18 protein-coding genes are annotated in these 17,465 nt (G+C 68.1%); 9 read left to right on the top strand and 9 right to left on the bottom strand.

Going from position 1 to position 17,465, the window contains the following annotated elements; translation table 11 throughout:
* The first annotated feature begins 8 nt into the window (after nucleotides 1-8).
* Nucleotides 9-647 (top strand): nucleotidyltransferase domain-containing protein, encoded by a 639-nt coding sequence (locus AC4IJH_RS09805; protein WP_490851194.1) that lies wholly within the window; start codon nucleotides 9-11, stop codon nucleotides 645-647.
* A 698-nt stretch (nucleotides 648-1,345) separates the two neighbouring features.
* On the opposite strand, the gene AC4IJH_RS09800 is transcribed toward AC4IJH_RS09805, so the two are convergent.
* From AC4IJH_RS09800 to AC4IJH_RS09785, 4 genes are all read right to left on the bottom strand, one after another.
* Nucleotides 1,346-2,068, bottom strand: coding sequence for a hypothetical protein (locus AC4IJH_RS09800; RefSeq protein ID WP_490851193.1), 723 nt, complete (start codon nucleotides 2,066-2,068; stop codon nucleotides 1,346-1,348).
* Nucleotides 2,069-2,674: 606 nt separating this feature from the next.
* Nucleotides 2,675-3,067, bottom strand: coding sequence for a DUF8189 domain-containing protein (locus AC4IJH_RS09795; protein WP_490851192.1), 393 nt, complete (start codon nucleotides 3,065-3,067; stop codon nucleotides 2,675-2,677).
* A gap of 291 nt (nucleotides 3,068-3,358) precedes the next feature.
* Nucleotides 3,359-3,505: a hypothetical protein gene (locus AC4IJH_RS09790; RefSeq protein ID WP_490851191.1), complete on the bottom strand. Its 147-nt coding sequence runs from the start codon at nucleotides 3,503-3,505 to the stop codon at nucleotides 3,359-3,361.
* Between the two features lie 311 nt (nucleotides 3,506-3,816).
* Complete coding sequence (locus AC4IJH_RS09785; RefSeq protein ID WP_490851190.1) at nucleotides 3,817-5,226, bottom strand: helix-turn-helix domain-containing protein; 1,410 nt, start codon at nucleotides 5,224-5,226, stop codon at nucleotides 3,817-3,819.
* A 116-nt stretch (nucleotides 5,227-5,342) separates the two neighbouring features.
* Between AC4IJH_RS09785 and AC4IJH_RS09780 the strand changes: the two genes are divergently transcribed.
* The 4 genes from AC4IJH_RS09780 (at nucleotide 5,343) to AC4IJH_RS09765 (ending at nucleotide 8,764) form a co-directional block, all read left to right on the top strand.
* Nucleotides 5,343-5,813 carry a glycine-rich domain-containing protein gene (locus AC4IJH_RS09780; protein WP_490851189.1) on the top strand — a complete coding sequence of 157 codons (471 nt, stop codon included), beginning with the start codon at nucleotides 5,343-5,345 and terminating at the stop codon, nucleotides 5,811-5,813.
* 132 nt (nucleotides 5,814-5,945) lie between these two features.
* Nucleotides 5,946-6,605, top strand: coding sequence for a class I SAM-dependent methyltransferase (locus AC4IJH_RS09775; RefSeq protein ID WP_490851188.1), 660 nt, complete (start codon nucleotides 5,946-5,948; stop codon nucleotides 6,603-6,605).
* Between the two features lie 184 nt (nucleotides 6,606-6,789).
* Entirely contained in the window at nucleotides 6,790-7,314 is a 525-nt protein-coding gene (locus AC4IJH_RS09770; RefSeq protein WP_490851187.1) for an HAD domain-containing protein, read from the top strand.
* Between the two features lie 865 nt (nucleotides 7,315-8,179).
* Nucleotides 8,180-8,764 (top strand): HdeD family acid-resistance protein, encoded by a 585-nt coding sequence (locus tag AC4IJH_RS09765; protein WP_490851186.1) that lies wholly within the window; start codon nucleotides 8,180-8,182, stop codon nucleotides 8,762-8,764.
* A gap of 735 nt (nucleotides 8,765-9,499) precedes the next feature.
* On the opposite strand, the gene AC4IJH_RS09760 is transcribed toward AC4IJH_RS09765, so the two are convergent.
* From AC4IJH_RS09760 to AC4IJH_RS09740, 5 genes are all read right to left on the bottom strand, one after another.
* Nucleotides 9,500-10,207, bottom strand: coding sequence for an ANTAR domain-containing protein (locus AC4IJH_RS09760; protein WP_490851185.1), 708 nt, complete (start codon nucleotides 10,205-10,207; stop codon nucleotides 9,500-9,502).
* A 51-nt stretch (nucleotides 10,208-10,258) separates the two neighbouring features.
* Nucleotides 10,259-11,005, bottom strand: coding sequence for a GAF and ANTAR domain-containing protein (locus tag AC4IJH_RS09755; RefSeq protein ID WP_490851184.1), 747 nt, complete (start codon nucleotides 11,003-11,005; stop codon nucleotides 10,259-10,261).
* A gap of 679 nt (nucleotides 11,006-11,684) precedes the next feature.
* Nucleotides 11,685-12,059, bottom strand: coding sequence for a VOC family protein (locus tag AC4IJH_RS09750; RefSeq protein ID WP_490851183.1), 375 nt, complete (start codon nucleotides 12,057-12,059; stop codon nucleotides 11,685-11,687).
* Nucleotides 12,060-13,068: 1,009 nt separating this feature from the next.
* Nucleotides 13,069-13,458, bottom strand: a complete 390-nt coding sequence (locus AC4IJH_RS09745) for an SHOCT domain-containing protein (RefSeq protein WP_490851182.1) — start codon at nucleotides 13,456-13,458, stop codon at nucleotides 13,069-13,071.
* Between the two features lie 370 nt (nucleotides 13,459-13,828).
* Nucleotides 13,829-14,425, bottom strand: a complete 597-nt coding sequence (locus AC4IJH_RS09740) for a TetR/AcrR family transcriptional regulator (protein WP_490851181.1) — start codon at nucleotides 14,423-14,425, stop codon at nucleotides 13,829-13,831.
* A 145-nt stretch (nucleotides 14,426-14,570) separates the two neighbouring features.
* Here AC4IJH_RS09740 and AC4IJH_RS09735 point away from each other — a divergent pair, with 145 nt between their 5' ends.
* The 4 genes from AC4IJH_RS09735 to AC4IJH_RS09720 all read left to right on the top strand — a co-directional run bounded on the left by AC4IJH_RS09735 (nucleotide 14,571) and on the right by AC4IJH_RS09720 (nucleotide 17,463).
* A complete protein-coding gene (locus AC4IJH_RS09735; RefSeq protein ID WP_490851180.1) occupies nucleotides 14,571-14,996 on the top strand; it encodes a RidA family protein in 426 nt (141 codons plus the stop codon).
* Complete coding sequence (locus tag AC4IJH_RS09730) at nucleotides 14,993-16,153, top strand: alkene reductase (RefSeq protein ID WP_490851179.1); 1,161 nt, start codon at nucleotides 14,993-14,995, stop codon at nucleotides 16,151-16,153. The genes AC4IJH_RS09735 and AC4IJH_RS09730 overlap by 4 nt, the downstream gene beginning before the upstream one ends.
* A 174-nt stretch (nucleotides 16,154-16,327) precedes the next feature.
* Nucleotides 16,328-16,948, top strand: a complete 621-nt coding sequence (locus AC4IJH_RS09725; protein ID WP_490851178.1) for a DUF7691 family protein — start codon at nucleotides 16,328-16,330, stop codon at nucleotides 16,946-16,948.
* A gap of 143 nt (nucleotides 16,949-17,091) precedes the next feature.
* Nucleotides 17,092-17,463, top strand: a complete 372-nt coding sequence (locus tag AC4IJH_RS09720; RefSeq protein ID WP_490851177.1) for a transposase — start codon at nucleotides 17,092-17,094, stop codon at nucleotides 17,461-17,463.
* Nucleotides 17,464-17,465 lie beyond the last annotated feature (2 nt).

Here is a 17,465-nt window from a genome sequence, read left to right as displayed (position 1 = left end):
TTGTGCCGATGACCGAAGCCCTGCCGCCCGGCGGCGTTGTACTCGAGGCGGACGAACTGGAAGCCCGGTGGACGAGCGCCTGGCGTCCGGAACAGGTCGCGGAGCGGCTGGGCGGGGTCGGCGCGCCCTGGTGCATCGCGGCGGGCTGGGCGCTGGACCTGTTCCGTGGGCGACAGTCCCGGCTGCACGGCGATCTGGAGATCGCGGTGCCCGCGGCGGGGTTCCCGGAGATCCGGGACGCCTTCCCCGAGTTCGTATTCGACGCGGTGGGTTCGGGCCGGGTCTGGCCCGCGGCGGGGGCTGAGGTCCTGGCGGCCACGCACCAGACCTGGCTGCGGGACCCGGCCGGCGGTCAGTTCCTGTTCGACGTCTTCCGCGAGCCGCACGAGGGCGGGACGTGGATCTGCCGGCGGGACGAGGGGCTGCGACTGCCGTACGACGCGATCATCGAACGGACGGCGGACGGGATCCTGTACCTGATACCGGAGTTGGTGCTGCTGTTCAAAGCCAAAGCGGCACGGCCCAAGGACCAGGCGGACTTCGAGGAAGTGCTACCGCTGCTGGGCCGCGCACGGCGCGATGCCCTTGGCGGGTGGCTGGAGCGCATGCACCCGGGGCATCCGTGGCTGGCGGAGCTGGCGAAGTGAGTGGCACAGGCAGCTGTCGGCCCCGGACCAGCACGGACGATCCCGTCGGGCAGGGCCAGGCGACCGAGCACGTCCTGATCATGCGGCGGGGCCGTCCGATCGGCGTAGACCCCCTGCCACCAGTCCAGCCGCTGCGTGCGGGCCAGACGGATAGGGCCTCATCGCTTGATCGCGTTGGTCACTCCAGAACAGCCGCCCCGGTCAGAGATTGCCCGTGCCGCAGGGCCGGGGGGCTGCGCACCAAGGCGGTCGGGTGCTCGCCATGGGCGAGCGAAGGCGAACCCCATGCGCTCTCCCGCCACTACCCGCCTGCCCTGAACCGCCAGATCCGCCCTCGAACTGCTGCCGGAGCCGCTCGGGATGCGGGCCGTTCCTGCCGGTGGGCAGGCACGGCCCGATGAACTCCCCCTCCTCATCCGTCAATTGCACCCGCGTCACGCAAGACGCTGAACCGGATTCGCGCCATAAAACAGAGCGAATCCGCCAGATTGATCACGACTCGATGCCCGCTCTAGGCACATTCACGCACACCGTCGGCTGCTTACCGGCGGGCCGGCCACGGCCCTTCAGCGGCGGCACAGTCCACGGTCACGCTATCCACAACCCGGGTACACCACCGCAGCGCCCCAACCTCGCACACCGGGGTAGCCCTCCGCCTCACGGTGCCGACGCTAGCGGCTGGAGCGTTGCCGGCAAACTCATATCTGTGGAGGGCGACTTCTGGGTGTGGGGGTTATGCGGGAAATCGCGATGTCCGGGGTACCGATGTTCGTGAATGTCATGTCGAAGAGCTCGAATTCACGCACCCTGCGTGTTGCATACAGCGTGTCAACCCGGACTGTGCCTGTCACCGATGTGCCGCTCGTGCGACGGCGCTCTGAGAATCCGCTGCCATGCCGCCCAGCGATGGTCTCGATATGGCGTTCAAAAGAACCCACTGTGTTCATACTCTGATCCAGACGAGCCCTCGCAACGGCGTCGTCAGCGATGTACTTGGCCTGGTTTGCGAGGTCGGCTGTGACACGCCTCTGGCTGGTGACGCGCGCGCATCTCGGTCCTGAAGCCTGCCAAAACTTCACAGCCGACTTCCTGACCTGGAAGGTGTAGCAGACTTCCGTCCGCACTTCGCCACCAACAGGAAAGGATGAAAGGCCCGCCGATCCTGAGATCAGAGCCGTCAAGGAAAGCGCATCATCCCGTGCCGCGTTAGTGAGCCCAACAATTCGATGGTGCGGCAGAAGTGCCTGCACCACCTGAGCCTCTGCTGACCATGGGCCAAGTGAAGACTTCTTGATACTCGCGGCGACATGCCGCGCATTCCGTGCAGCATCATCACGCGCTTCCTCCCCCGCCCGATCGTCGGCCGTGGTCAAGCTGTACCAGTAGTAGCCCACCAGACACAGTGCGAGGGTGAGGACCACGAGGCATCCCGAGGAGAGGCAGTTGGCAACGCCACCTCTCCTCGGGGCTGCCTGGGCAGGCACGCCCTGCTGTGCAGAGTGCAACTGCTCAGGCGCTGTCATGGTGAAGTGCTACCTCGTGGCCAGGTTGCGTGGAGACCTGGACCGCAGTCCCATGCCCATGGCCATCAGGCACTCGTGCAGGACGTCTGAGTATCCGGAAGGCGGCAACAGCTTCCGTCTGCTTGGCAGTCAGGTAGTCAGCGAGATTGTTGAGCATTTCGCATCTACCCCCCGTTCTCAGACACGGACCGTTCACATCAGAGCGATAGACACCCTCCGGCCCCCGCCCGCCCACGCCACGCACTCCTCGCCCCCCAGGTCTCCCACACCGCGTCGATCAACTGGGCGACGAGAACGGCTGTGTTGGAGCACGCGCCGGGCACGCTGCGCCGCTCGGCCGACCCAACCGGAAGCTCTCCGGTGCACGTTGCCGCCCCGACTCTGCCTGGAAGATGCAGATGCTGTCCTGCCCGTTCCACTCGTGGGAAAGAAGGCCGTCTGGTGCAGACGGTTCGGCGGAAGAACCCTTGCGGGGACGTCAGTGGCAAGTCGTGAGGGGTCTGGTCAGACCGGCAGCCTGGACCACGCGGCCCAGTTGCCGCCCCGGTCGCGTGAGCGGCCCCACCACTTTCCGTCCGTTCCCTTGACGGCGATCTCGAACTCCCATCCGTCCATGCTGCTCCTCGGGATGTCGACCCGGCTCCGGGCCACCCCGCCCATCGACTCCCACTTGCTCCACGAGCCGTCGGGGTGGGACCAGCGCGTCCACACCGCGCCGTCGAGGCCGATGACAAAGACCTGCTGCGTGCCGTTGTTGAACGCCTGGGTGGTCCTGCTGTACTCGCACTTGTACTGGATGCCGCCGTGCTTGCAGGTACTCGCCTGAGCCGGCGCAGCACCGACTCCGATGCCCGCAACCACAGCTGCCGCGAGGACCGCGGCCTTGAACCTCTTCATAACTCTCCTTCGATCCGCGGCCCTCGCCGCGCGGGCCCCGGCCACCAACTGCCGGACCACTCCCGCCACATGCTGCTGACCTGCGCTCACGCCCCGCATGCGTTTCACTCACGCCCCAAGCGCGCACACACGTCGAATGCCCGCCCACAACGTGATCGGATTGCGGACCGGATCGGACCTATCCGCAACGTTTCCTACCGTGGTCACACGAAAGTGAGTGCCGAAGGGGACATGTCTCCTCTGCGGGGAAGATTGGCATCAGGCTGTGCGGGCGCATCGGGTCTGTCTCGGTCAGGAGGAGAGCCGCAAGTCGATCCAGAGAATGATGCCTCCTGTCAGCAGGTATGGCTCGGCCTCGATGAACCCGTGCTTCAGCGCGAAGCGCAGTCCGTCCTTGTTCGAGGCCAGGACGACGGTTTCGATTGCCTTGGCCCTCAACTCCCGCGCCCGGTTGAGCCCGCGCAGAGAGTTCCCCGCCGGCCTACGCCTGCGGTGAACAGCGAGCACGCAGGCGATGACGATGGCCGTCCGTGCTGCGTCCGTCGGCGGACACGCCGTGCTGCAGCCCACGAGAACGTCACCGAGATACCCGATCTCCAAGTGGTTGCGCCGAGCCCGTACTCGAACCTCGTCCAAGGAGAGCGTGGGTAGGGTTGGTGGCGAAGGTCGTCGTGATGGCGATCTATACCATCGACGCCGGAGCGCCTGCCGGACAGGCCTAGGATGGATACGTCAGGGGCCGCCGTCTCTCAGGTCGAGTCAGGCGAGCCGCACCCGAGCCCCGCGGTCGGCCAGGAGTGCGCGCCGAGAGCTGCGCTGAGCTCGCGTACTCCGTCAACACGGGGATGCCGGGTGCGCAGTTCGGTGGCGACCTCGCGCATGGCAGGCCGGTCGCGGACCTCACTGATCGAAACGCGGGCTGCGGCAAGGAGCGCGTGTGTGGTCTGCTCGGCTTTGCCCCACCGCCACCATGCCCGCGCGAGGTCGGTATGCATGCGGGCGCGCCGCTCTCGTGTCGTGAACTGGTTCTCATGAAGGCGCCGTCCGACCTCCAGCGCGGCTCCCGCATCTCCGAGTGCCCAGTGCGCGCCGACCGCGTACAGATCGACCGAGGCAGAGGTGAGCGGGAACAGTCGCCCGGCCGGCGGGCGGTCAGGCAGGTTCCGTGCGGCGTTCGTCGCGTCATGGAGCATGGTCAGGGCAGCGTCGCGGTCGCCCGCGCGGGCCGCCGAGTACGCCGTGGTGCACAGCATCTGGGCGTAGGCCGAACGCTGGGCTTCGGTCTTCAGCCCGGTGTGCTCCACCTGGGTGAGGGCACGGCCGACGAGGCGCTGCGCGGCGTCGGGCTGGTCCTGGTGGCGCAGCACGATGCTCATTTCGCGGGCGGCAGCTGCGGCGACGAGGGGCGAGCTGGACAGTCCGGCGTAGGTGGTGGCGCGGTCGGCGGTGATGCGGGCTCGGGCGTAGCGGCCGAGCTTGATGAGGGCTTCGGTGGCGAGGCTGTAGCAGGACGACAGGCGTGCATGCGCGTATTCGTTGCCGCTGGTGCGGACATCGTGATGCAGGTCTGCGATGAGGCCGGGCAGGTCACATAGGAGCGCGGCGTGCTGGCCGTTGTTGAAGCGGCTGCGGGCCTTGGTCAGCCGGGCGTCCAGCGGTACGGCCGACCCAGTCGGATCGGGTGTGACCGCGAGGGCATCGTCGAGGGCGCCGAGGAGTACGGCCGGTCCGGCAAGACCTGTGGCGGCGATGAGGGTGCGGCGGCGCATGGGATCGTCCTCCCCGGCACAAGGTGGCATGTTCTGCGTCACCTTAGTGTCTGGAAGGGCGGTAAGCCCGAGTGCCGCCGCGAGCACATGCGCCGGTACCCCCACTACCCGGGCGGCGTGGGACAACAGGCTGAGGTCACCCGGCTGACCGCGTGTCTCCAGACGGGACACGGTCGCGGCTGAGCAGCCGATCCACTTGCCCAGCTCCGCTTGCCGCCAGCCGCGGGCCTCACGCCCGGCCCGGATCAGTCCCCCAGGGCGGCGCTGAGCGACAAGAGCACGTATCTGTCTGCTGCTCCACAGGGCATCGGCACTCACAGGGCGCCTCCCCGCGCACGCACGTCGGGCTGCCCACGGTAAGGGCACCCGGGCTCGGCGTACATGCCGCATGCAGAATCTGCAAATCGCTTGCACGACCTGCGAGTTGATGGCCGCACGCCACCTCATGACGGTGTGCTGTTGCCAGCGCCCCTACTCCAAGGGGCCCGGCAGAAGGAGGCAACGACATGACAATCGCGCTGGAGACCCTCGAAGCGCCGGCCAGGCCGGAGTCGTCCCCGTTCGTGCATCCGCGTGCGTTCGTGTCATCGGATGTATGGGACAAGCAGGTAGGCCTGCTGATGCGGGACTACCCCTTCGACGCTGTCATGGCCACCCGTGTGCTCGGCCAGGCTTACGCCTACTTGATCACCGCAATGCGGTCCCACGGCAAGGGCCTGGGGCTCATGCCCGGCCACATCGTGGACATCGGTGTCCACACGGTCATCCTCGACACCGTTGCCTACGACAAGCTGTGCGACCGCTACAACGAGGGCCGCTTCCTGCATCACGTTCCACTGGTCGAGATGAAAAGGGACGGGTCCGTGATGCGCACCGCCCATGAGATCGCCACACACGGCTTCGAAGTCGATCTTCCTCTGTGGGAGGCGGACGCCGCCGAGTGCGGCCCTTGCCACCCGGGCAACGACAGTCACTGACCGCAGGCCATCAACGGCCCGGCCCCGGGCCTGCTCGCGGCGCCGGGGTCGAGCCCTCACCCACGTACCAACCAGGCGCGAAATTCGGCAAGTTCATCACAGCGATCACGGACGACCCGCGACGATGGGCGCGTGACCGCCTCCACACCAGCCACCGACACCACCAGCATCGTCAATCGCTTCCACTGGGACTGGTACCAGCAGTCCGAGCCGGGCGCCGAGCTGCTGGGCGACCTCACCGGCCGTACCATCGCCGAGGCCGGCGCCGGAAGCGGACGCCAGGCCGCCTACCTCGCCACCGCATGCCGCCCCGTACGCGTCGTCGCCATCGACAGCGATCCGGCTCGGCACCAGCAAGGCCGCGACCGGTACGGGCATCTTCCAGGGCTGGAGTTGGTCCACGCGGACGTGGTGACCTATATGAAGCGGCATGGCGGAACGTTCGACGTCGTCTACAGCGTGTTCGGAGCCCTGGACTTCACCGATCCGCACATGCTGCTGCCGTCGATCGCCGCTGGTCTACGCCCGGGCGGCAGGCTCGTCTTCTCCACCCTCGCCCACTACAGGGGCGGCAAAGCCCCGGAAACTGAGGTACGCCCGGCCCGCATCCCGGTCCGTCGGTCGGACGGCACGTCGTTCACGATGCTGCGCTGGGTCCTGGAAATCCCGGTATGGCACAAGCTGCTCGACGCATACGGATTCGACTCGGTCACCACCGAGACCGTCCGCGACTCAGGGCACGAACAAGGACCACCGATGACCACGAATGTCTTCACCACTGCGCGCCGGTGACACAGGCGCACCCACACCCCGTCGCAGAACTCACCCGGCCCCAGCGTGGCGTCCGGCCACAACGCGGTCTTGGGCCGGCCGAGCCCCTCGTCGGTCTCGCAATCCTCCCGAAGCGGAATCAAGCTTCTCCAGGCCGGACTCCGGCTGATGTCGGCATGAGCCCGAACACCGATACTGTGCAGTCGTGATCGGTTCTCCGCTGCCCCTTCTCTTTCTCGATGTCGATGGTCCGCTCATTCCCTTTGGGGCTACGCGGCAACAGCTTCCCCATGGATATCCGACGTATCAGAGCGGGCGCCAGGCACAGGGAGCTGACGCCAATCCGCTGATCACCAGGATTGATCCAGCGCATGGCCCCCGGCTGATGGCGCTGCCGTGCGAGCTGGTGTGGGCCACGACGTGGATGTCCGACGCGAATGAATGCATCGCACCATGGCTCGGCCTGCCGGAGCTGCCCGTAGTGAACTGGCCCGAGCCGACCGACGAAGACCAGAAGGGTGGGCTCCACTGGAAAACCCGTGCCCTTGTCGACTGGGCAGCCGGGCGGCCGTTCGCCTGGGTCGATGACGAGATCACGAACGCCGACCGGGTCTGGGTAGAGGCACACCATCCAGCACGCGCCCTGCTGCAATGCGTCGACCCTCGGCAAGGCATCACGAGTGAGGAATTCGCCGCTCTCGACCGCTGGTTGCGGCTGCACGCGGGATAGCAGGTTCAGTTTGGGGTTTTTTTGTTCTGATTCGGATGAACTCCAACTGGACTGCGGGGTAGGCGTGGTGAATGTCCAGGCTGCTGTGCCGCAGGTGACGCCCTGGAGGAATCTGGTTCCAGTACTCGGCGCGGGCGTATCGCTGCACGGTGTGACGACCCCATCCCAGGTGGCAGGTGATGCCCCCGAGCCCCGTGCCCTGCTCCAGCAAGTCGTGGACGAGGGCGTGATGGGTCTGAATGCGGGCGGCGGATCGGCCGTTGCCATGCGACGTCGAGGGGCGCGGTGCCTGTCGTATCGAGGGCCTGCCGTATCGATGGTGGGTCTGGAATCGAAGCCGTGAGAGCAAGCAGACGCAGTGCGCAGCGAATCAGCCGACGGTATCGATCGCGCACCCGGGATGACCGGTGCCCGCAGCTGAAGCAACAGGCTCCGTCCTCACGACGACGAGCCCGGTCGTTCGTCGCCGTCATAGTGCACACCGTGGTGTCGCCGCGTACCGGGATGATATGTACCCGGCCCGAGCGGCGTGCGTCGGCGCTCAGCAGAGATTCCAGCCCCGATGGCGACCGCGACGGCTCCCCGTGATCGCTGCCAGAGCCCGATACGGACCGTCCAGTCCACAGGCGCCCATGCATGGGCTGGTGCCGCAGGTTTCGTCGCGCGCCGGTACACGAGCCCACGCCGACCGGTGCGGCGGCCTGCGGACATACCCAATGTTGCGCGGATTCCGTCATGACCGCACCCTCAGAAGGAGCAAATAGACTTCTTTGCGAGTGGATACGCCTATTCGCCGCGCTGTCATGGGCGGCAAGCCGACATCAGGAATAGGCATCCCGCCTGCACAACGGCGAGGAGCGTCATAGTGAACGAGCAACACACTTCCACGGACCCCCAGCCTCCGCTCCAGGGTGCGCTGCGGCGGCTGGCGGACACCGCCTGGCAGAACGTGCTACTCGCCGGTATAGCCTCCGCCATTCTCGGTGTGATGGTCCTGGCGTGGCCCGGGGCGACGCTGCTCGCGGCAGCGATCCTCTTCGGCATCTATCTGCTGGCCAGCGGCATCTTCCAACTCACCAGCGCGCTGGGAACCCACACCTCGACATCCCTGCGCGTGATGGCGTTCATCAGCGGCGCCCTGTCCATCGTTCTCGGCCTGCTGTGCTTCCGCAGTGCCGAGGACTCCGTCCTGCTGCTGGCCCTGTGGATCGGCATCGGCTGGCTGTTCCGCGGCATCACCCTGACCCTCGCCGCCGCCAGCGACCCCTACATGCCCGCCCGCGGCTGGCTGCTCTTCGCCGGCATCGTCGGCATCCTCGGCGGCGTCGTGATGATCGCCTCCCCGTTCAAGTCGGTGACCGTCCTGGCGGTTCTCGCCGGATGCTGGCTCCTCGCCCTCGGTATCACCGAGATCATCACCGCCTTCCGGATCCGCAGGTACGTCAAGTAGGTCCTGGAGACGTGAGGACCGACGCGGCCCGCCTTCCCCAGCTCCGCCGGTACCGAGCCTTGTATGCGGACCATGGCCGGAGAGGTGGCCGACGCTCGTATCCGAGGTGTTGCTTCCTGCTGGGGTGGCCTAGCATGTGAGGTATCGAGGGAGTAGGCATCGGCCGTGCTGGTGCACCGGCCGGTACGGGCCTCTTCCGTCTGCTGCGGCTCCTGGACCCCGGGCCACATCGCCACAACGTGTTGGGCGGCCGGAGCCGCACATGCGCCGACACACGGCGGTTCCGGCCTTTCGTCCTCTCGGCCTTGTTCGAGCCGGGGTGTACTCCCGCGCACTCCGGAGCGCCGGTGAGGACGGTTGGGTGCGAGAACATTGCGGGTGGCAAGCCGCGTCGTTCCCGCGCTTGCTGCCGCCGCCGGCGTTGGCCGTTCCTCCTCCGGCGGCGGCCGTTGTGCCCAACGGGCCGACTCGATGGAGGAGTTCGCCTGCCCATTGTTGCCTCGGACACCGTCCCCGCTCGCGTCCCGCGCCGCGGGTGGGGCTGTTGGCCGCCGGGGTGCCGTGCCCGGCGGGCGGCTCCTCCCCGCTACGGCGCGTCTGCCGGACGATTGCCTCAACCGGCGGGACGGGCCGCGGAAGGTGCCCGGCAGGCATGCGGGAGGCAGTACGTCGACCGGGTCCGGGGCCGCCCCTTCACGGTAGTGCGCGGCCGGTCCGGCCGACAGAGGTACGACCTCACGGGTCGGGGGTATTGTCAGCTTCCAGGTGGAGGCGGTAGGCGAGCACCTGACGGGCGGTGTCCAGCAGGGGCTGGCCGTGGTGGAAAGCGTGACCGCGCAGCCGGGCCAGGGCCTGGGCGCAGTCGATGCCGAGCTGGTTGGCGAGCATGCCGGTGGCTTGGTGGACCTCGGCGAAGTGCAGGCCGGTGCTGTCCAGGAGCCGGCCGGGGCCGCCCGGAGGAGCGGCACGGGTGATCACGTACTGGGTGAGGACATCGGCCAGGACAAGGGCGGTGGTGAGCTGGGCGGCCTGCATCGGGCCGGACGTGGCGCGGTGGCCGGTGAGGACCCCGACCGTGATGATCCCGACGCGCAACGGCAAGGCGAACACGGCGTGCACTCCCAGCTCCAGGATCGGCGCGGGCAGGCCGGGCCAGCGGGCCGGATCGTGGACCGCCACGTCAGGGACCAGGACGACCACGCCGTCTTTGGCCGCATCCCGGCTGGGGCCGTGGCCCTGAGTCAGCTGCAGATCCTCCAGGGCAGCGGTCCGTTGGCCGAAGACCTGCACGAGTTCGCCGGGCATGCCGCCAGGGGTAAGGAGGAAGGCCAGACCGTCCAGCTCCAGCTCCTGACAGACGCCCTTCAGTGGAAGCGGGGGCAGGCCGGGGCCGTCGTGCCCGTCCAGGGCGCGCAGCAGCGAGGCCATGGCTGGATGCGTCATCGGCATCACTCGCCCCTTTCTTCCCGTCCCGGCCGGGTGGCCGGACAGGATTCAGGGATCGAGCAGGGTGCCCGCTGCGGTGCCGTCCAGCACGTGTCGGGCCACATTGGTGAGTTTCTCCCCGTGGGTGCGGGCGTGGGCGCGCATGCGGGTGAACGCCGCATCGACGCTGGTGCGGTGGTGATTGGCGAGGAAGCCCTTGGCCTGCTCGATGACGATCCGGGAGTCCAGCGCGTACTGGAGTTGTCCGATCACGGTCATCTGCTCGTGCACCGTCCGCTGTTGGAGGATGCCGATGGTGGCGGTGTCCGCCAGCGCCTGGGCCAGCCGCAGCTGGACGCCGTCCAGCGGACCGGGCCGGTCGCGGAAGAGATTGAGCGCGCCGATCACCTGGTTCTGCCAGCGCAGCGGGGCCGCCACCACCGAGATGAAGCCCAACTGGACGGCGCGGGGCGCAAATCGGGGCCAGCGGGTGCGGGCGGCATCGGTGTCCAGCCGTACGTCGGATACCGGCGCCCGGGAGCGATAGCAGTCCCGGCACGGCCCCTCATCCCACTCGACGCCGGCCAGCTCCAGCTTCCGGGTGCGCTCGTCGGAGGCCGCGGCCTCCACGACCTGGCCCTGCGGGATGCCCAGCAGCACTCCGGCCGCCGTCACGTCCAGCAGATCCACACAGTGCTCGGTGAGCGTGTGCAGGAATCCGATCACGTCGAAGTCTCGTACCAGGGTGTCCGCGAGTTCAACGAACGCGGACGCCAGCCGTTCCTCACGGGAGGTGCCGGACATGGCGGTGACCACCGCCCTTTCCCTGTCTGCACACCACACGGCACACCCACGGCCGTCTGCCCCTCGCATCAGACATTCACGGATCCGCCCAACGGTGTGAGAGCTACCGGCCACACGGGACCGCGAACGTCCGCTGGCGACAGTTACGGCCCCTCCCCTCGACAATGGGCCGCCGAATACCGACATCAAAGCCTGCGTACACGCTGGTGGAGGCATCCACGGAATCGGCCACCACACTACCGCGATGGGCCGCCGCGCAGCAGGCTGACCACCGGTTTCCGCCCACAGGCGACATGCGAGAGAGAGCGTGACCAAGCCGTCGTGCGCCACACTGCCCGTCGCATACGGCAACCCGACCTCAACAGCGCCAGGACCCTTGTCGGGGAGAGGTGTCGGGGCCCACGGCCGTCAGTCGACCGGGCCTGGGCCGACACGTGATGTCGGCCCGGGCCCGGCGAGGCGGGCGGGCGGGCGGGCGGGCGGCTCACGCTCCGCGCAGCACCTCCGGTTTCGGTGCCGTGCCGGCTGCTGACGCTGTGCAGCTCATTGGCGGCCACCACGGCCAACGGAGTTATGGTCAAAGTCTTGTGGTGACAGGTGGTGCGTGATCAGGCTGCTGTGGTCTCGTCGCGCTCGACGAGGGCACTGTCGTCGAACCTAGTCCCCCTGCGGCCCATAGGTCCGCAGCCGGTCAGTTGGCGATATCCCGTTCGTTGAACTGGATTTTGTGACCGTCCGGGCCGTCGATGGTCGCGTACGTGCCCCAGGGCTCTGTGACGGGATCTGAGACGGTAGCTCCCCGATCACGCAGTTCTGCCACCGTGGCGGCGACATCAACACTGGCGAATGTCAGATACGCGCCCTCGCCTGGAGATCTGCCGAACGCCGCAGCGGATGAGAGAACAATGCCTGACTGCGCTTGACCGGGACGGACCTCGATCCAGCGTCCGCCTTCGCCCATGTCCGCATCCATGATGACCTCGAATCCCAGGATGTCCCGGTAGAAAGCGAGGCTTTCGTCTTGGTTCGAGACGTAGAGCACCGCAGAGGCAATGTGCGTGATCATGCCTGGATGCTACTGGGGTGAAGCGCGGCGCGTGATGAGGCTGCGGCGGCAACTTTCCGCTCCACCGCCGGCCTCACCGTACGCCCAGTGTCCACCATGGCGATCCGCGTCGAGCCTTCCCGGACCGAAGTCGATTGCCACCTCAAGGGCACGCAGCCCGACCCGGCCGATCGGTCCAATACTCCCACGCGGCCAATCGGGCAGCATCGCGTTGCATTGCGTCCTCTTGCGGCCTCATGACCGATCCGGTAAGCCGCCATTCCCCCGCCCACACGCGGCCGAAATCCGGTGAACGGCCGGGGAGTTCGGAGACATCGAATGTCACATCGCCGGGTATCACCGTGCACAAGGTCAGGGTCCGGACTTCCCGGAGGCGGTGGCGGAGTTGACTCCGCAAAGCCGCGGAGTCGCCAGTGGGGGCGACAACGGACGTGCCGTCCTGAACGGAGACAGCGACCCATGTCGAGAAAGGGGCCTGTAGTGGGGCTCTTCGAGAAGCTTCGTGAACGCCTGCTGAACGAACAGCGAACCCTCGGTGAAAGGGCAAGCCTCGCTCCTGTGTTCGCCCCGCCCCATACGTACGGCGAAACCGTCACTGATGCTGACGTTCCGAAGGTGGAGCACAGCGGAAAAGCCGTCCTGAGGAGCGTAGTTGTAGAGCCGGTCGGAGAATTCCAATGCTGCCGAAGGTGGCTCCAGCCGGACGCGCTGCCGTACGCACCGTAGAACCGGGGCGAGCATCGCAGGGGCCAGCCGGCCGCCCCGGGGGCGGCTCCCGCACATCGGCGCGCGTCGTTCCCCCTCTTGTCAGCAGGCTCGGCCCCCTGGCCGAGCCTGTGCCTGAATGGCGCAGGCAGCACCTTCGCAGTCGTGCTTGCCGTCGCTGGGACGCCCTTCCGCGAGCCGTCCTGCGGCATTCCGAGGGCAGGGCCGTGCGAGCCAGGTGCCGCCCCGCCGCCTCCAGGCATGGCGGGGCGGCTGAGGGTCAGGGGGTCAGGGGGGCAGGGGGTCAGGCCAGGAGCTTGGCCTTGGCCCGGTCGAACTCTTCCTGGCTGAGGTCGCCGCGGTTCTTCAGGTCCGCGAGGGTAGCGAGCTGGTCCACGCTGCTGTCCGCGCTCCCCGCCGCGTCCCGCACGTACTGCTTGAAGGCCGTCTGTGCGTCCTCGGCCTGTTTCGCCTCGCGTCGGCTCATCGCGTCGCCACGCACGATCATGTAGATCAGGACGCCGAGGTAGGGCAGCAGAACCAGCAGTACGATCCAGCCCGCCTTCGCCCAGCCGCCCATCTCGTGGTCGCGGAACAGATCGCCCAGGACGCGGAAGAGCAGGAAGAACCACAGCACCCACACAAAGATGAGGAGCATGGTCCAGAACAGGTTGAGAAGCGGGTAGTCGTCCATGGGCTCAGTGGATACCGCGCCGTCCCTCTTCGCCTCGGGCACGGGACCGAACGGGTGAGTTGTGGCGGCGGGTACCGGATCCGGTAGCCCGGGGCAGGGGTCCTGCTCGTGAGGGAGTGGTACGCATCGCGCCGCGCTACCGCCGCCGCCTGCGGGCCCGGTCATCCTGCGCTTACGTGCGCGCCCCGTCCCTGATCACTCGCGTCCAGCGTCACGATCGGGCGTTGCGGCCGGGCTTTCTGGCCGACCCACGGGCCCGCACCCGCACCAGCCCCTGACGGCACTTCGGCACGCCGCATAGCGGCAGGGCGAAGCAACCGGAACCGGATGGGCCAACAGCATCCTCAACGAGCGGCCGAACGCCGGTCGTTCACCCCGCGTCCGGCCGGGGCCGCAGGCCGAGCAGGACGTCCTGGACGAGATCGGCGCTGCGCCTGACCGCGTCGTCGCCGAAGCCCAGGAAGTGCCGGTAGTGGATCGGCGCGTAGAAGAGGTCGACCATCACGTCGGTGGGCACGTCGGAGCGGAGCTGCCCGGCGGCGACGGCGGAATCCAGGCGGGCCCGGCACTCCGCGATGCTGGGCTCGAGGATCGTTTCGCGGAACGCCTTCATCAGCGCGGGGTCGTTCTGGGCCTCGCCCATGACGCCCTTGAACGCCTCGCTGATCCTGCCGGTGATCAGCCGCTGGCTCACCGCGGTGATCTGGGTCGTGAGGTCGGCGGCGATGTCACCGGTGTCAGGGAAGGCGAAGTCGTCGCCGAGCTCCTCGTTCATCGCCTCCAGCACCACCGCGCCCTTGGAGCGCCACCAACGGTAGATCGTGGGCTTGCCCACGCCGGCCTGGGCGGCGATGGCCTCGATGGTCACCTTCGCGAAGCCTTTGCGGCTCACCAGGTCGAACGCCGCGTCGAGGATCGCCCGGCGGGCGCGCTCGCTGCGCCGTTCACTGTTCGGGTCGGGGGTCATGGGCCTCATCCTACCGCTCACGTGACGTTACGTTTCGTTTTGACAAGGCACTCGGGATGATCTAGCTTCCGGTGACGTTACGGAACGTTTCGTAACGTGGTGGTGCGGGGGCCGGTGCCGGTCCCCGCCGAGACAGGGGAGAAGCATGTCCAGCAACGAGAGCGCGGCCACCGCGGGGCGCGTGGAGAAGATCGCGACCACACCGGACTGGTACGCGCCGTACCGGATTTCGCAGGCCGTCCGGGCCGGGGGCTTCGTGTACGTGTCAGGGCAGGCGGGCTTCGAGGAGGACGGGACGACCGTCGAGGGCGGGTTCCTGGCGCAGGGGCGGCAGGCGTTCAGGAACGTCGGACGGGTGCTGGAGGCGGCCGGCCTGGCCTTCACTGACGTGATCAAGGTCGGCATCTTCGTACGGGACATGGCGACGAACCTCCCGCACGTGATCACGCTGCGCGGCGAGTTCCTGGCCGAGCCCTACCCCGCCGACACCCTCGTCGAGGTCGTCTCGCTGGCCCAGCCCGACTGGCAGATCGAGGTCGAGGTCATCGCGCTGGACCGGAGCGCCGCATGAGCGCCGGGGTCGTGACGGGACAGGCGCGGGACGCGGAAATTCCGGAAGAGGGCGCGGGAATGCGGGAGTTGCTGGAGCCCTACCGGGCGGGACGGCTGGAGCTGGCGAACCGGGTGGCGATGGCCCCTATGACGCGGGGCCGGGCCGACGACGTGACGGGGGTGCCGAGCCCGCACGCGGCGACGTACTACCGGCAGCGCGCCGGAGCCGGGCTGCTGATCACGGAGGGCGTGTACGTCAACGCGCTCGCCAAGGGCGGCCCCGGCATCCCGGGGCTGGTGACCGACGCGCAGGTACGTGGCTGGCGCGAGGTGACGGACGCGGTGCACGCCGCGGGCGGCACGGTCTTCGCCCAGCTGTGGCACGTGGGCCGGATGACCCACCCGCTGACGCTGCCGGACGGCGAGCTGCCGGTGGCCCCGTCGGCCGTCGCCATCGAGGGGAAGCAGATCTTCACCCGGGGCGGGCTGCTCGACCACGTGACCCCGCGTGAGCTGACGGTCAGTGAAATCGCCCAGACAGTACGGGACTTCGCGTCCGCAGCCCGGCGCGCGATCGAGGCGGGCTTCGACGGCGTGGAGATCCACGGCGCGAACGGCTACCTCATCCAGCAGTTCATCGCCGACAACACCAACCTGCGCACGGACAAGTACGGCGGCTCGATCACCGGCCGTCTGCGGTTCGCGACGGAGGTCGTCGAGGCGGTCGTCACCGAGGTCGGCGCGGACCGCGTGGGGCTGCGCATCTCGCCGGACAACGCCGAGAACCAACTCGCCGAGGCCGACGCACGCACCACGTACCGCGCGCTGGTCGACGCACTGGACCCGCTGGGCCTGGCCTATCTGCACGTGCTGGAGAACGGCGCGTACGGAGCCATCGCGGACCTGCGGACGCGCTGGTCGGGAACGCTCGTCGCCAACACGAACGGCCCGGCGCCGAGCAGCCCCGGCGCGGGGGCGCGGCTGGTGCGGGACGGGCACGCGGACGTGATCGCCCTCGGCCGCCTGTTCATCACGAACCCGGACCTGCCCGACCGCCTCGCCAACGGCACCCCGCTCGCGGGGCCGCCGACGCAGAACTTGTACGGGGGAGGGCCGGAGGGGTACATCGATTACCCGGCCGCGACGGACACCCCCAAGGTCCCGGCAGTCGCATAAGTCGCCCAGTGCACGGCCCGCCCCCAAGGGATGCTGTTGGCCGATCCGGGTCTGGTTGCTTCGCCCCGCCGCTGTGTGGCGGGGCGAAGTGCTGTCCGGGGCTGGGGCGGGTGCGGACCCGGGGAGGGCGCCGTCGGGCGGGGTGTTGTCAGTGGCCGTGTCTAGGGTTGTGGCATGAGTTCCTCGCTGAGTGTGTACCTGCTCGATGTGACGGCGACGCGCGCCCTGGTCGGTTCCCACGACGACGAGTTGCTCACCGTCATACGCGAGAGGTTCGGGGACGATCTGGCCCATGCCGACGACTACTTCGCGGACGAGATCGAAGGGGGCGCTCCCACCGCGTTCGAGTCGCTGAAGGCCGTCGTACACGGCGGGCCCTTCAGCGACGACAAGGACCATGCCTTCCAGTACGGCTACGCCTACAAGCGGCTCTGCGCCCTCACCGGCTCCTCCCTCGACAGCACCTCCTTCTCCCCGCACCGCGACGCCTGGCTCTCGACCGTCGACGAGGGGCTCAGGGCCCTGGGCATCACGGCGGTGTCCGTCGAAGCCTTCGCGCGAAGCAATCTGTCCGAGCCCCTGCCATGGACGTACACACCAGGCTCCGATGCATGGACATCGCAGCAGTGCGCACAGGCGCTGGAGGAATTCGAGATCGCCAAGCAGGCCATCGATGCAACGGGGCACGCCCCGCCCCTGGAGCCCGAAACCGCAGAGGCCATCCTGCAGTGCCTCGGCTGGATGAGACACGCGGCCGCACAGCCGGGCTTCGGCATCATCGGCTTCCGCACCTGAACCGCAAGGCGAGAAGGACTCGCACACCGGTGCACCGCATCAGTCAAGCCACGAGATCCACCCGACGGTCGAGCAGGCCCAGAAGTCAATGTGAATCGCCCCGGGTTTGATGGAGATCATCAAGACCCGGAAGGATGCCGATCATGGCTGCTCCCCGTAAGTACCCCGACGAACTGCGCGAACGCGCGATACGTCTGGCCGTCGAGGCCCGCAAGGACCCGGTCGGCCGGGCTGGTGCGATCAAGCGGATCGCCGACCAGCTCGACGTGCACCCCGAGGCCCTGCGCGGGTGGGTGAAGCGGGCCGAGATCGACGACGGCACCGTGCCCGGGACGACCAGTACGGAGGCCGCCCGGATCGCGGAGCTGGAGCGGGAGGTGAAGGAACTGCGGCGGGCGAACGCGATATTGAAGTCCGCGTCGGCTTTCTTCGCCGCGGAGCTGTGCGCCACGAGGCGCGATGTAGATCGAGAGGTGGTGAAAGACCACTTCCGTCGGGCCGTCGTAGCGGCCTGATC

It is taken from the genome of Streptomyces sp. UF-297 (assembly GCF_058245575.1).
This window is presented reverse-complemented; position numbering and strand designations above follow the sequence as displayed.